A 14,332-nucleotide genomic window follows, 5' to 3' on the forward strand; every position below is an offset into this window, starting at 1 on the left:
CCCACGATGCTGGAAAAAGTCCTGATCGCCAACCGCGGGGAAATCGCCCTGCGCGTGGTGCGTGCCTGCAAGGAGCTGGGCATCAAGACGGTGGCGGTTCATTCCACCGCCGACCGCGAACTGATGCATCTGTCCCTCGCCGACGAATCGGTGTGCATCGGCCCGGCCCCCTCGCCCCTGTCCTACCTGAACATCCCGGCCATCATCAGTGCCGCGGAAGTCACCGGCGCCACCGCCATCCACCCCGGCTACGGCTTTCTCGCCGAGAACGCCGACTTCGCCGAGCAGGTGGAGCAGTCCGGTTTCGCCTTCGTCGGCCCTACCGCCGACGTGATTCGCCTGATGGGCGACAAGGTGTCCGCCAAGAACGCCATGAAGCAGGCCGGCGTGCCCACCGTGCCGGGCTCCGACGGCGCCCTGCCAGATGACGAGGCCGAGTGCCTGCGCATTGGCCGCGAAGTCGGCTATCCGGTGATCATCAAGGCCGCCGGTGGCGGTGGTGGTCGCGGCATGCGCGTGGTCGAGGACGAGGCCGAGCTGATCAAGTCGATCAAGCTGACCCAGACCGAAGCCGGCGCCGCCTTTGGCAACTCCATGGTCTACATGGAGAAGTTCCTCGGCAATCCGCGTCACGTGGAAGTCCAGGTGCTCTCCGATGGCCAGGGCAACGCCGTGCACCTCTATGACCGCGACTGCTCGCTGCAGCGTCGCCACCAGAAGGTCATCGAGGAGGCGCCTGCGCCCCAGATCGACGAGAAGGCCCGTGAAGAAGTCCTGGCGCGCTGCGTCAAGGCCTGCGTCGACATCGGCTACCGTGGCGCCGGCACCTTCGAGTTCCTCTACGAAGACGGTCGCTTCTATTTCATCGAGATGAACACCCGCGTGCAGGTGGAGCATCCGGTGACCGAGATGATCACCGGTGTCGACATCGTCAAGGAGATGCTCAGCATCGCCGCTGGCAACCCGCTGTCGATCAAGCAGGAAGACATCAAGATCACCGGTCACGCCATCGAGTGCCGGATCAACGCCGAAGACCCCAAGACCTTCATGCCCTCCCCGGGCCTGGTCAAGCACTACCATGCACCGGGCGGCAACGGCGTGCGGGTGGATTCGCACCTGTACAGCGGCTACAAGGTTCCGCCGAACTACGATTCGCTGATCGCCAAGCTGATCACCTGGGGCAAGACCCGCGACGAGGCCATGGCCCGGATGCGCAACGCCCTGGACGAGCTGATCGTCGACGGCATCAAGACCAACGCCGATCTGCACCGGATGCTGACCCGTGACCAGGCCTTCGGCCAGGGCGCGGTGAACATTCACTATCTGGAGAAGAAGCTCGGCATGCGCCATTGAGTGCATGACGATCTCTGATTCAGCGAACGGGCTGCCCTCGGGCAGCCCGTTTTCATTTACCCTCCCCGCTTTGACCCGATTCAGGTAGCCCATCATGTCCTGGCTGCAAGTCCGCCTCGCCCTCACTCCCGCCCAGGCGGAAACCTACGAAGACCTCATGCTCGAACTGGGCGCGGTCTCGGTGACCTTCATGGACGCCGAGGACCAGCCGATCTTCGAGCCGGATCTCGGCACCACCCCGCTGTGGTCCCAGACCCACCTGCTGGCGCTGTTCGAAGGCGATACCGACGCCGCGGCCCTGGAACAGCGCGTGCAGCTGCTGGCCAACGGCCTGACCTACGAGGTGGAGCGCCTGGAAGACCAGGAGTGGGAACGCAGCTGGATGGACAACTTCCAGCCCATGCGCTTCGGCCAGCGGCTGTGGATCGTCCCCAGCTGGCACGAGGCCCCGGAACCCGCAGCGGTCAATCTGCTGCTGGATCCGGGCCTGGCCTTTGGCACCGGCACCCATCCCACCACCTCGCTGTGCCTGCAGTGGCTGGACGGCGAACCGGTCCAGGGCCTGCAGGTGCTGGATTTCGGCTGCGGCTCGGGCATCCTCGCCATCGCCGCCCTGCTGCTGGGCGCCGAGCGCGCCGTGGGCACCGACATCGATGTCCAGGCCCTGGAAGCCTCGCGGGAAAACGCCAACCGCAACGGCATCGACCCGGCACGCTTTCCGCTGTACCTGCCCGCCGATCTGCCAGGCGAACCGGCCGACGTGGTGGTGGCCAACATCCTCGCCGGTCCGCTGGTCGGCCTGGCCGAGCAGATCACCCGCCTGACCCGCATCGGCGGTCGCCTGGCCCTCTCCGGCATCCTCTCCGAGCAGGCCGAGGACGTCCGCGCCGCCTACGCCGGCTGCTTCGACCTGGAACCCACCGCCACCCTCGACGGCTGGGTGCGCATCAGCGGGACCCGCCGCCGCTGATCCGCCGGGGCGCCACCGGTCCGCTCACCCGGCGGCCCGGTGCAGGCCCTTCTTTCGCCAGGGCCTTCGGGTACACTAGCGCGCTTCACTCCCTGGCTGTCGCCTCGCCATGACCGAATCCCTCGTCGCCCAGTGTCCGCATTGCCATACCCGCTTCCGCGTCACCCAGGAACACCTGGCCGCCGCGGACGGCGACGTACGCTGTGGCGTCTGCCTGGAAGTGTTCAACGCCAGCAACCAGGCCGCGCCCCTGACGGCACCGGAACCCGCGCCCACGCCACCCATAGCGGAGCCGGCACCCACGACCAGCGAAGCGGCCTGGACCCATGACGAACTGGACCTGAGCCACCTGGAGCTGGACGCCGAGGTCGCCCGCCTGGGCGCCCTGGAGGAACAGCGCCGCGCGCCGGTCGCCCCGCTGACGCCTCCCGCCGTGGCCACACCGTCCGCCGAGGCTGTACTACCTGCCGTGCCCACGCCGCGCGAAGAACCGGCACCGGCCCTGGGGCTGGCTGCCCGCCGCCCCCAGGACGACGAAGAAGCCTACGAGCTGCCGTCGCTTGGCGCCGTATCCGCCGAGCGCGAACCCGAGCCGGAGTCGCTGCTAATGCAGGCCGAGCCCGAGGCGGAGCCGGAGTCCGAGCCACTGCCGCTATCCCTTACCGCCGCCGAGCCGGAACCGCAGCTCGAATCCGAGCCGGCCTTCGCGCCGGAGCCCGAGCCCGAGCCCGCCATCAGCCCCTTGCCTGCCGCAGCGCCAGCGGCTCCGCTCGCGGCCGTGCGCGCCCCGCTGAAGCCTGCCCCGGCGACGCCGCCCGCACCCCTCACCGCCGCGCCGGTCGAACGCCAGGAGCCCGCGCTCGGCCGCGTTGAAGCCGACGAAGACGAGCGCGCCGAACCCGGCCTGGGCCGCCTCGACGACTGGCAGGAGCCGGTTGCCGAATCCCTCAGCGCCGATCGCGACGGCGACGACGAGCCGCCGCCAGCCAAGGCCGCGAGCGGCCTGCGCAGCGAACCGGAATGGCAGGACGATCCGCTGCTGGACCTGCACGACGAACCGCTGCAGCTGGACGGTCACCCGCAGCGCCCGCGCTGGGGTCGCCGCCTGCTGTGGATCCTGCTCTGCCTGCTGGCGCTGCTCGGCCTGGCCGGCCAGTACGTCTATTATCACTTCGACGAACTGGCGCGGCAGGACAGCTATCGCCCGCTGTTCGTCCAGGCCTGTGCCAGCCTCGGCTGCAAGGTGCCGTCCAAGGTCGATGTGCAGCAGATCCGCAGCAGCAACCTGGTGGTGCGCAGCCACCCGCAATTTTCCGGAGCGCTGCGCGTCGATGCCATCCTCTACAACCGGGCACCCTTCTCGCAGCCCTTTCCGCTGCTGGAATTGCGCTTCGCCGACCTCAATGGCCAACTGCTCGCCAGCCGCCGCTTCAAGCCGGGCGAATACCTGAACGGCGAACTGAAAGGCCAGGACGAGATGCCGCCGCAGACGCCGATCCACATCGCCCTGGACATTCTCGACCCCGGTCCGCGAGCCGTGAATTACAGTCTGAGCTTCTTCTCGCCGGAGTAGCTCCAGGGTGAATTGCTCATAAACTAGCCAACTCGCGCTTTATCCGGAGGCGGCGAGCGGGTATCATTCCCAACCCTTTTCAAGCACAGCAGCCCCTGTCCGCGGCCGGTTTCCGGCGCAGGCGGAACAGGCGCCTATTCGCCAGGGAAAAAGATATGTCGATGGTACGCATCGGCCCTTATACCTTGCCCAATCCGCTGATTCTCGCGCCCATGGCCGGGGTCACCGACCTGCCCTTCCGGCGCCTGTGCCTGGCACTCGGCGCCGGCATGGCCGTGTCGGAAATGGTGACCAGCGACGTGCGGCTCTACGACAGCCGCAAGTCGCGGCTGCGCCTGATCCACGCCAGCGAGCAGGAACCGCGTTCGGTGCAGATCGCCGGCGGCGATCCGGCGATGCTGGCCGAGGCGGCCCAGCGCAATGTCGAACTGGGTGCCCAGATCATCGACATCAACATGGGCTGCCCGGCGAAAAAGGTTTGCAACAAGGCCGCCGGCTCCGCGCTGATGAAGGACGAGGCCCTGGTGGCCGAGATCCTCGCCGCGGTGGTCGCCGCCGTGGACGTCCCCGTGACCCTGAAGATCCGCACCGGCTGGAATCCCGACAATCGCAACGGCCTGCGCATCGCGCAGCTGGCCGAAGCCGCCGGCATCCAGGCGCTGGCCGTGCATGGCCGCACCCGGGACGACAGGTTCCTCGGCGCCGCCGAGTACGACACCATCGCCGCCATCAAGCAGGCGGTCGCTATCCCGGTGTTCGCCAACGGCGACATCGACAACCCGGAAAAGGCCCGCTGGGTGCTCGAGCACACCGGCTGCGACGGCCTGCTGATCGGCCGCGCCGCCCAGGGGCGACCCTGGATCTTCCGCGAGATCGCCCACTACCTGGCGACCGGCGAGCACCTGGCGGCCCCCGATGATGCCGAGGTGGAGGCCATCCTGCTGGAGCACCTCGACGCCCTGCATGCCTTCTACGGCCCGGAAATGGGCGTGCGCATCGCCCGCAAGCACGTCGGCTGGTACCTGGCCGACCGGCCGGGCGCCGCGGAATCGCGCGCCCAGTTCAACCAACTGCAAGACACCCAAGCCCAGCACGCCAGCATCCGCGCGTTCTTCGCGCAGCCCCCGACCGGGAAGCAGGTGGCATGAATTCGATGACCGAGACTTTGACTGGAACAGCGCCCGTGAGTGACAACGGCGACCTCAAGCAGCACCTGACCGCTCCCCTGCAGGAGGGTCAGACGCTGCGCGACAGCGTGGAAAAGGCGCTGCGCAACTATTTCGCCCACCTCGATGGGCAGCCGGTGACCGACGTCTACAACATGGTGCTCTGCGAAGTGGAAGCACCCCTGCTCGAAAGCGTGATGAATTACGTCAAGGGCAACCAGACCAAGGCGTCGGAGATGCTCGGGCTCAATCGCGGCACCCTGCGCAAGAAGCTCAAGCAGTACGACCTGCTCTGATCCGCCTCATCGTCGGCGGCCCAGAGGGCTTGACCGGCGGTCTTTCTCCTCCTGATGGACATGACCATGACCGACCAGACCTCTCGCCTCCCCGTCCGCCGTGCGCTGATCAGCGTGTCCGACAAGACGGGCGTCGTCGACTTCGCCCGCGAACTCGCGGCCATCGGCGTGGAAATCCTGTCCACCGGCGGCACCTACAAGCTGCTGCGCGATGAAGGCATCCCGGCGGTGGAAGTCGCCGACTACACCGGCTTCCCGGAGATGATGGACGGTCGCGTCAAGACCCTGCATCCGAAGATCCACGGCGGCATCCTCGGTCGTCGCGGCGTCGACCACGAGGTGATGAGCGAGCACGGCATCCGCCCGATCGACCTGGTCGCGGTCAACCTCTACCCCTTCGCCGCCACCGTGGCCAAGCCCGGCTGCAGCCTGGCCGACGCCATCGAGAACATCGACATCGGCGGCCCGACCATGGTCCGCAGCGCAGCGAAGAACCACAAGGACGTCGCCATCGTGGTCAATGCCAGCGACTACGCGGCCATCCTCGACGACCTCAAGGCCGGTGGCCTGACCTATGCCCAGCGCTTCGACCTGGCGCTCAAGGCCTTCGAGCACACCGCCGCCTACGACGGCATGATCGCCAACTACCTGGGCAGCATCGACCAGCAGGCCGAGACCCTGTCCACCACCGGCCGCGCCGCCTTCCCGCGTACCTTCAGCGCCCAGTTCATCAAGGCGCAGGACATGAGATACGGCGAGAATCCGCACCAGCAGGCGGCCTTCTATGTCGAGCACGCCAGCGAGGCCTGCGTGGCCACCGCCACCCAGCTGCAGGGCAAGGAACTGTCCTTCAACAACGTCGCCGACACCGATGCCGCCCTGGAAACCGTGAAGAGCTACGACGAACCGGCCTGCGTCATCGTCAAGCACGCCAATCCCTGCGGCGTGGCCGTCGCCGGCGACATCCGCCAGGCCTATGAACTGGCCTATGCCACCGACAGCGAGTCGGCCTTCGGCGGCATCATCGCCTTCAACCGCGAACTGGACGCCGAGACCGCCCGCGCCATCGTCGAGCGCCAGTTCGTCGAGGTGATCATCGCCCCGCGCGTCAGCGCCGAAGCCCGCGAAGTCGTCGCGGCCAAGGCCAACGTCCGCCTGCTGGAGTGCGGCGAGTGGCCCGCCGAGCGCAAGCCCGGCCTGGACCTCAAGCGCGTCAACGGTGGCCTGCTGGTGCAGAGCCGTGACATCGCCATGATCACCGCCGACGACCTCAAGGTGGTGACCCAGCGCGCGCCCAGCGAGCAGGAGCTGCAAGACCTGATCTTCGCCTGGAAGGTGGCCAAGTTCGTCAAATCCAATGCCATCGTCTACGCCAAGGGGCAGCAGACCGTAGGCATCGGCGCCGGCCAGATGAGCCGCGTCAACTCGGCGCGCATCGCCGCCATCAAGGCCGAGCACGCCGGCCTGGCCGTGGCCGGCGCGGTCATGGCCTCGGACGCCTTCTTCCCCTTCCGCGACGGCATCGACAACGCCGCGGCCAACGGCATCACCGCGGTGATCCAGCCGGGCGGCTCCATGCGCGACGCCGAGGTGATCGCCGCCGCCGACGAAGCCGGCATCGCCATGGTCTTTACCGGCATGCGCCACTTCCGCCACTAAGGCCCGCCACGGCGAGGGCCGCAGCCTTCGCCGTCGACCCATTTGCGTGGCGGACGTGCCCAGCGTCCGCCCAGAGGAAAGCTTCATGAACGTACTCATCATCGGCAGCGGCGGTCGCGAACACGCCCTGGCCTGGAAGGTCGCCCAGGACACCCGGGTCACCAAGGTCTACGTCGCGCCCGGCAACGCCGGCACCGCCACCGAAGCCAAGTGCGAGAACGTCGCCCTCGACGTCCTGGCCCTGGAGCAACTGGCAGACTTCGCCGCCGCCAACGTCGAGCTGACCATCGTCGGCCCCGAGGCGCCGCTGGTGGCCGGGGTGGTCGACCTGTTCCGCAGCCGTGGCCTGCCCTGCTTCGGCCCCACCGCCGGCGCTGCGCAGCTGGAAGGCTCCAAGGCCTTCACCAAGGATTTCCTCGCGCGCCACCAGATCCCCACCGCCGCCTACGCCAACTTCACCGAGGTGGAGCCGGCCCTGGCCTATCTGCGCGAGCAGGGTGCGCCCATCGTGATCAAGGCCGACGGCCTGGCCGCCGGCAAGGGCGTAATCGTCGCCATGACCCTGGCCGAAGCCGAGGACGCCGTGCGTGACATGCTCTCCGGCAATGCCTTCGGCGATGCCGGTGCGCGAGTGGTGATCGAGGAATTCCTCGATGGCGAGGAAGCCAGCTTCATCGTCATGGTCGATGGCAAGAACGTGCTGCCGATGGCCACCAGCCAGGACCACAAGCGCGTCGGCGACGGCGACAGCGGTCCCAACACCGGTGGCATGGGCGCCTACTCCCCGGCGCCGGTGGTGACCGCGGCAGTCCATGACCGGGTCATGCGCGAGATCATCGAGCCGACCGTGGCCGGCATGGCCAGCGAAGGCAATGTCTACACCGGCTTCCTCTATGCCGGTCTGATGATCGACCAGAGTGGCGCGCCCAAGGTCATCGAATTCAACTGCCGATTCGGCGATCCCGAGACCCAGCCGGTGATGCTGCGCCTGCAATCCAGCCTGGTATTGCTGGTGGAAGCCGCCCTGGCCGAGGCCCTCGACAAGATCGAAGCCTGCTGGGATCCGCGGCCGAGCCTGGGCATCGTCCTGGCCGCCGGCGGCTATCCGGGCGACTACGCCAAGGGTGACGCCATCGCCGGTCTCGAAGCCGCCGCAGCCCTGCCGGGCAAGGTGTTCCACGCCGGCACCAGCCTGCGCGACGGTCAGGTCGTCACGGCCGGCGGTCGGGTACTGTGTGCCACGGCCCTGGGCGAAACGGTCTCCGCCGCCCAGCAGAACGCCTATGTGCTGGCCCGGGAAATCACCTGGAAGGGCTGCTTCTACCGCAGCGACATCGGCTACCGCGCCATCGCTCGCGAGCGACAGTGAAGCTCGCCTAAGGGATCGGCCTGTTACACTGTTACGTCAACAGACGTGACGGGCTGATCTATACTCGACGTCCGCATTTGCGAAGGGAACTCTCGTGCACCGGCTCTGGATCGCCATAGGCTTTGTGGTCAGCTGGCTGCTGTTGCTGCTGGTGGCCAATTCCGTGCAGGCCGAGAATTCGCCGGATGCGGTCTGGGCGCAGTACGAGGACGTCACCGGCGAATTCTCGCTCGATGATGTCCGCGATCGGCTGTCCGCCTTCAAGCCGCTGACCACCGCCAGGGCCCACCGCCCGGCCGGTGCCGGTGCGCTCTGGCTGCACACCCGCATCCAGCCCGACACCCAGCAGCGACTGCTGCGCATCATTTCGCCCAACGTCGGCTATCTGGATTTCTTCGCCTATCGCGACGACCAGTTGCTCAGCGAGATCCGCGACGGCCTGTCGCGGCCGCTGCTCAATCCGCAGCAACTCAGTCGCGACTTCGTCTTTCCGATTCCGCAGAGCGATCAGCCGCTCGACCTCTTCCTGAGATTCGAATCGCCCCAGCCGATGCGGATCGCCCTGACCCTGAGCAGCAGTGCCGAAGCCGAGATCACCCATCGCCTGGTGATGTTCGGCGTGCTGCTCGGCTGCCTGGCCATGCTGGCGCTGTACAACGGCGCCCAGCTGCTCTACCACCGCAGTCGCGCCACCAGCGCCCTCACCCTGCTGCTGGTGATGCTGGTCTGCGTGGCCCTGAACATCTTCGGACTGAGCAAGTTCTTCCTGGGCACCTTCAAGAGCCAGACGCCGCTGCTGACCGATCTGTCGGTGCTGGCCTGCAGCGCCGCCGGACTGAATTTCGTGGGCGGCTTCTTTGGCTGGCGGCGGCTGCCGCTCTGGGTCCGCCGCACGCTGCGGGGCCTGCTGGCCCTGGTCGGCCTGGCCGCCGTGGCGCGCATCGCCGCCGGCGAATTCTATGTCGGCGACTGGCTGATGGCGGTCAATGGCCTGGCGCTGTTCGCCTGCCTGGTCATCGCCCTGGAGCGCTGGCACCAGGGCGCCCGCTATGCGCGGCTGCTGGTGATGAGTTGCGCCCTGCTGGCCCTGGCCGGGCTGATCGCGCTGCCGATCCTGGCCGGCTACGCCAATCCGCCGGTGTGGATGGGCCGCGGCCTGATCGCCAGCTGCATGCTCAGCGGCATCCTGCTGACCCTGGCGCTGGAGGAGCGGCGTCGCTATCTGCGCGAAGAACATTTCACCCGCACCCGCGACAGGGCCGCCGACCATGCGGAGCTCAAGGGCAAGGCCGAATTTCTCTCGCGCATCAGTCACGAGATCCGCACTCCCATGAACGGCGTGCTGGGCATGACGGAATTGCTGCAGGGCACGGCGCTGTCGGCCAAGCAGCGCGACTATGTGCAGACCATCCACAGCGCCGGCGCCGAGCTGCTCAATCTGATCAACGAGATCATCGACATCACCCGCCTGGAAAGCGGCCAGATCGAACTCGAGGAGGTCACCTTCGACCTCAATGCCCTGCTCGACGACTGCCTGGACATCTTCCGGCCGCGCGCCGAGGAGCACCGGGTCGAACTGCTCAGTTTCATCCAGCCCCAGGTGCCCCGCCGTTTCATCGGCGATCCGACCCGCCTGCGCCAGATCCTGCTCAACCTGCTGGAAAACGCCTTCCAGCGCACCGAGGAAGGCGAGATCCTGCTGGTGATCTCCCTGGAAGAGGCCACCGGCCAGCCGCCACGCCTGCGCATCTCGGTGCAGGACAGCGGCACCCCGCTGGATGCGGCGCTGAGTCGCCAGCTGCTGTCCACCCACCTCGACCGCCGCGACTTCCTCGCCAGCGACACCGACAGCCTGGATTTCGGCCTGATCATCGCCCGCCAGCTGGTGCTGCTGATGCAGGGCGACTTCGGCATCCAGAACAACGCCGAGGGCGGTTCCAGCTTCTGGATCAGCCTGCCCATCCCGGCCCAGGCGCTGGTGCTGTCGCGCGGCGACAGCGACTATCCGCTGCAGGACGTGCGGGTGCTGGTGGTCGATGACAACGAGCTCTGCCGCAAGGTCCTGCAGCAGCAGTGCAGCGCCTGGGGCATGCAGGCGGTCACCGCTGCCTCCGGGCGCGAGGCCCTGGCCCTGCTGCGCACCCAGTCGCACCTGCGGGAATACTTCGACGTGGTGCTGCTCGATCAGCAGATGCCGGGCATGACCGGCATGCAGCTCGCCGCGCGCATCAACGAAGACGAGAATCTCAACCACGATCTGCTGCTGATCATGCTCACCGGGCTGAGCAATGCGCCGAGCAAGGTGATCGCCCGCAACGCCGGCATCAAGCGGGTACTGGCCAAGCCGGTGGCCGGCTATACCCTCAGGGCCACCCTGGCCGACGAACTGTCGCGCCGCGGCCAGCGGGTCAGCGAACCCGAGCCCCAGGAACAGCCCAGCGGCATTCCCGGCGACTTCCGCGTGCTGGTGGCCGAGGACAACAGCATCTCGGTCAAGGTGATCCGCGGCATGCTGAAAAAGCTCGGCGTCGAACCCGATACCGTGAGCAATGGCCTGGAGGCCTTCGAAAAGCTCCAGCAGAACACCTATGACCTCATCCTGATGGATTGCGAGATGCCCCTGCTGGACGGCTTCGGCGCCACCCGCCGGCTACGCGCCTGGGAGCAGCAGAATCATCGTTCGCGCACCCCGGTGGTGGCCCTCACCGCGCATATCCTCGCCGAGCACAAGGATCGCGCCCAGGAAGCCGGCATGGACGGCCACATGGGCAAGCCGATCGAACTCTCGCAACTGCGCGAACTGCTGCTCTACTGGGCCGAACGGCGGCGCCTGGACGTGACCCGCGCCGGACTCAAGGCGACTCCTTGAACCTGTCCTCGACGTAGGTGATCCGGGTCTTGCCGTGGGGCACCGGATTGCCTTCCTCGTCGAGATTGACGAAGACGATCTTGTCGATGGTGAGGATGCTCTTGCGGGTGATCTTGTTGCGCACCTCGCATCTCAGGGTGATGGAGGTACGCCCGAACTCGGTGGCGGTGATGCCCAGCTCGATGATGTCGCCCTGACGCGAGGCGCTGATGAAATTGATCTCCGAGATGTATTTGGTCACCACCTTGGGATTTTCCAGCTGCACGATGGCGTAGATCGCCGCCTCTTCGTCGATCCATTTCAGCAGACTGCCGCCGAACAGGGTGCCATTGGCGTTGAGGTCTTCGGGTTTCACCCACTTGCGGGTATGGAAGTTCATCAGGGCTCCTTGAATTTCCAGGGGGTTGGGGCATCAGATCAGGGTGCGCGCGGTAGATTCCGGTCGACATGAGGCAGAGCGCCACCCTTTGGGTTTATCGCGATCCTCGTTATACTGCCCGCGCATCGCGGCCACCAGGCCGCCCCGCCTTCCGTTCGAGGGGCGCTGCAGCACGCTGCGTTATCCCATCCTAGCCGACCCGCCGCTGGCGCGGGCATCACGGCCGGCATGACGTCAGACGTTGTCAGGCTCGAACGGAGCGTTATCAGAACGCATCAACGGCGCCCATTCGCACCTAACGAATGGAGACTCTTCAATGAGCGCTGTCCTCACGCCTGCCGCTTTCAACGATTTCAAGGTCGCCGACATCTCCCTGGCCGACTGGGGTCGTCGCGAAGTCATCATCGCCGAATCGGAAATGCCCGCCCTCATGGCCCTGCGTGGCAAGTATGCCGGCGAGCAACCCCTGGCCGGTGCCAAGATCCTCGGCTGCATCCACATGACCATCCAGACCGCCGTGCTCATCGAGACCCTGGTAGCCCTGGGCGCCGAAGTGCGCTGGTCCAGCTGCAACATCTTCTCCACCCAGGACCAGGCCGCGGCCGCCATCGCCGCCGCCGGCATCCCGGTGTTCGCCTGGAAGGGCGAGACCGAAGCCGAATACGAGTGGTGCATCGAGCAGACCATCCTCAAGGACGGCCAGCCCTGGGACGCCAACATGGTGCTGGACGACGGCGGTGACCTGACCCAGATCCTGCACGACAAGTATCCGCAGGTGCTGGAGCGCGTGCACGGCATCACCGAAGAGACCACCACCGGCGTGCACCGCCTGCTGGACATGCTCAAGGACGGCACCCTCAAGGTCCCGGCGATCAACGTCAACGACTCGGTCACCAAGAGCAAGAACGACAACAAGTACGGCTGCCGCCACAGCCTCAACGACGCCATCAAGCGCGCCACCGACCACCTGCTGTCCGGCAAGCAGGCGCTGGTGATCGGCTACGGCGACGTGGGCAAGGGCTCGGCCGCCTCGCTGCGTCAGGAAGGCATGATCGTCAAGGTCTCGGAAGTCGACCCGATCTGCGCCATGCAGGCCTGCATGGACGGCTACGAGCTGGTCTCGCCCTATGTCGACGGCCTGAACGACGGCACCGAAGCCTCGGTGGATCGCGCCCTGCTGGGCAAGATCGACCTGATCGTCACCACCACCGGCAACGTCAACGTCTGTGACGCCAACATGCTCAAGGCGCTGAAGAAGCGTGCCCTGGTGTGCAACATCGGTCACTTCGACAACGAGATCGACACCGCCTTCATGCGCAAGCACTGGGGCTGGGAAGAGGTGAAGCCGCAGGTGCACAAGATCCACCGCACCGGCCTGACCGTCGATTCGGCCAACGACGACTACCTGATCCTGCTGGCCGAAGGCCGCCTGGTGAACCTGGGCAACGCCACTGGCCACCCCAGCCGCATCATGGACGGCTCCTTCGCCAACCAGGTGCTGGCGCAGATCCACCTGTACCAGGAGAAGTTCGCCGACCTGCCGGTCGCCGAGAAGACCGCCAACGTCACCGTCATGGTCCTGCCCAAGAAGCTCGACGAGGAAGTGGCCCTGGAAATGGTGAAGGGCTTCGGTGGCGTGGTGACCCGCCTGACCGAAGCTCAGGCCAAGTACATCGGCGTGACCCAGGAAGGCCCCTTCAAGCCCGACAGCTACCGCTACTGATGGCCAGGCCACCCGCTCCCCGGAGCGGGTGGCCGCCGACGAGAGAGACGACGTGAAACCCAGTCTGAGTTTCGAATTCTTTCCCTGCAAGACCGAAGCGGGCCACGAGAAGCTGATCGCCACCGCGCGGCAACTGGCGAGTCATGGGCCGGAGTTCTTTTCCTGCACCTATGGCGCCGGCGGCTCGACCCGCGACGGCACCTATCGCACCGTGCGCCAGCTCAACGACGAGGTCGGGGTGCCGACCGCGCCGCACCTGTCGTGCGTCGGTGACAGCAAGGCCAAGCTGCGCGAGTTGCTGCAGCAGTACCGGGAAGCCGGCATCAACCGCATCGTCGCCCTGCGTGGCGACCTGCCGTCCGGCATGGGTCTGTCCGGCGGTGGCGAATTGCGCCATGCCAGCGATCTGGTCGCCTTCATCCGCGAGGAAACCGGCGATCACTTCCATATCGAAGTCGCCGCCTATCCGGAAACCCATCCGCAGGCGCGCAGCTTTACGGACGACGTGCGCAATTTCGTGTACAAGATGCAGGCCGGTGCTGACCGCGCGGTCACCCAGTACTTCTTCAACGCCGATTGCTACTTCCATTTTGTGGAACGTGTCCGCAAACTGGGAGTCGAAGCCCCAGTGATCCCTGGCATCATGCCGATCACCAACTACAGCAAGTTGGCGCGCTTCTCCGATGCCTGTGGCGCTGAACTGCCACGCTGGCTGCGGAAGCAACTGGAAGCCTACGGTGACGACACCCAGAGCATCCAGGCCTTTGGCGAAGAAGTCATGACCGACCTCTGCGAGCGACTGCTCGAAGGTGGGGCACCCGGTGTGCACTTCTATACCCTGAACCAAGCGGAGCCGTGTATCGCCATCTGGCGAAACCTCGGTTTTTGAAGTCGGCCAGGCGAACTGGCGGCGACTTTACCCAATCGTGACTACCGCTACCGGTCATCGTCCGACTCGTCATCCAGCGCAGGATG

The 14,332-nt window shown here is 66.4% G+C and carries 11 protein-coding genes and 1 riboswitch; of the genes, 10 read left to right on the forward strand and 1 reads right to left on the reverse strand.

Features of this window, described 5'->3' with window-relative positions; all coding sequences use genetic code 11:
• Positions 1-6 precede the first annotated feature (6 nt).
• The 8 genes from accC (at position 7) to FHR73_RS20635 (ending at position 11,255) form a co-directional block, all read left to right on the forward strand.
• Positions 7-1,353 carry an acetyl-CoA carboxylase biotin carboxylase subunit gene (accC, locus tag FHR73_RS20600; protein WP_183633755.1) on the forward strand — a complete coding sequence of 449 codons (1,347 nt, stop codon included), beginning with the start codon at positions 7-9 and terminating at the stop codon, positions 1,351-1,353.
• 94 nt (positions 1,354-1,447) lie between these two features.
• Positions 1,448-2,323 (forward strand): 50S ribosomal protein L11 methyltransferase, encoded by an 876-nt coding sequence (gene prmA / locus FHR73_RS20605; protein WP_183633756.1) that lies wholly within the window; start codon positions 1,448-1,450, stop codon positions 2,321-2,323.
• Between the two features lie 109 nt (positions 2,324-2,432).
• Positions 2,433-3,896, forward strand: a complete 1,464-nt coding sequence (locus FHR73_RS20610; protein ID WP_183633758.1) for a DUF3426 domain-containing protein — start codon at positions 2,433-2,435, stop codon at positions 3,894-3,896.
• Between the two features lie 155 nt (positions 3,897-4,051).
• Positions 4,052-5,044: a tRNA dihydrouridine synthase DusB gene (dusB, locus tag FHR73_RS20615; RefSeq protein ID WP_183633760.1), complete on the forward strand. Its 993-nt coding sequence runs from the start codon at positions 4,052-4,054 to the stop codon at positions 5,042-5,044.
• Positions 5,041-5,358 carry a DNA-binding transcriptional regulator Fis gene (fis, locus tag FHR73_RS20620; RefSeq protein WP_026083845.1) on the forward strand — a complete coding sequence of 106 codons (318 nt, stop codon included), beginning with the start codon at positions 5,041-5,043 and terminating at the stop codon, positions 5,356-5,358. The genes dusB and fis overlap by 4 nt, the downstream gene beginning before the upstream one ends.
• Positions 5,359-5,424: 66 nt before the next feature.
• Positions 5,425-7,017 (forward strand): bifunctional phosphoribosylaminoimidazolecarboxamide formyltransferase/IMP cyclohydrolase, encoded by a 1,593-nt coding sequence (gene purH, locus FHR73_RS20625; RefSeq protein WP_183633761.1) that lies wholly within the window; start codon positions 5,425-5,427, stop codon positions 7,015-7,017.
• 85 nt (positions 7,018-7,102) lie between these two features.
• Positions 7,103-8,386 (forward strand): phosphoribosylamine--glycine ligase, encoded by a 1,284-nt coding sequence (gene purD, locus FHR73_RS20630; RefSeq protein WP_183633762.1) that lies wholly within the window; start codon positions 7,103-7,105, stop codon positions 8,384-8,386.
• A gap of 94 nt (positions 8,387-8,480) precedes the next feature.
• Positions 8,481-11,255, forward strand: coding sequence for a hybrid sensor histidine kinase/response regulator (locus tag FHR73_RS20635; protein WP_183633763.1), 2,775 nt, complete (start codon positions 8,481-8,483; stop codon positions 11,253-11,255).
• On the opposite strand, the gene FHR73_RS20640 is transcribed toward FHR73_RS20635, so the two are convergent.
• Positions 11,239-11,634: an acyl-CoA thioesterase gene (locus FHR73_RS20640; RefSeq protein ID WP_064309293.1), complete on the reverse strand. Its 396-nt coding sequence runs from the start codon at positions 11,632-11,634 to the stop codon at positions 11,239-11,241. The two genes, FHR73_RS20635 and FHR73_RS20640, sit on opposite strands and share 17 nt — an antisense overlap.
• A gap of 151 nt (positions 11,635-11,785) precedes the next feature.
• Positions 11,786-11,928: riboswitch (S-adenosyl-L-homocysteine riboswitch) on the forward strand.
• Positions 11,929-11,950: 22 nt separating this feature from the next.
• Here FHR73_RS20640 and ahcY point away from each other — a divergent pair.
• Positions 11,951-13,357, forward strand: a complete 1,407-nt coding sequence (ahcY, locus tag FHR73_RS20645) for an adenosylhomocysteinase (RefSeq protein WP_183633764.1) — start codon at positions 11,951-11,953, stop codon at positions 13,355-13,357.
• Between the two features lie 52 nt (positions 13,358-13,409).
• Positions 13,410-14,246: a methylenetetrahydrofolate reductase [NAD(P)H] gene (metF, locus tag FHR73_RS20650; protein ID WP_133861534.1), complete on the forward strand. Its 837-nt coding sequence runs from the start codon at positions 13,410-13,412 to the stop codon at positions 14,244-14,246.
• The last annotated feature ends 86 nt before the right edge of the window (positions 14,247-14,332 follow it).

Origin of the sequence: Pseudomonas sp. AS2.8, assembly GCF_014190935.1 — a bacterium.
GTDB lineage: Bacteria > Pseudomonadota > Gammaproteobacteria > Pseudomonadales > Pseudomonadaceae > Chryseomonas.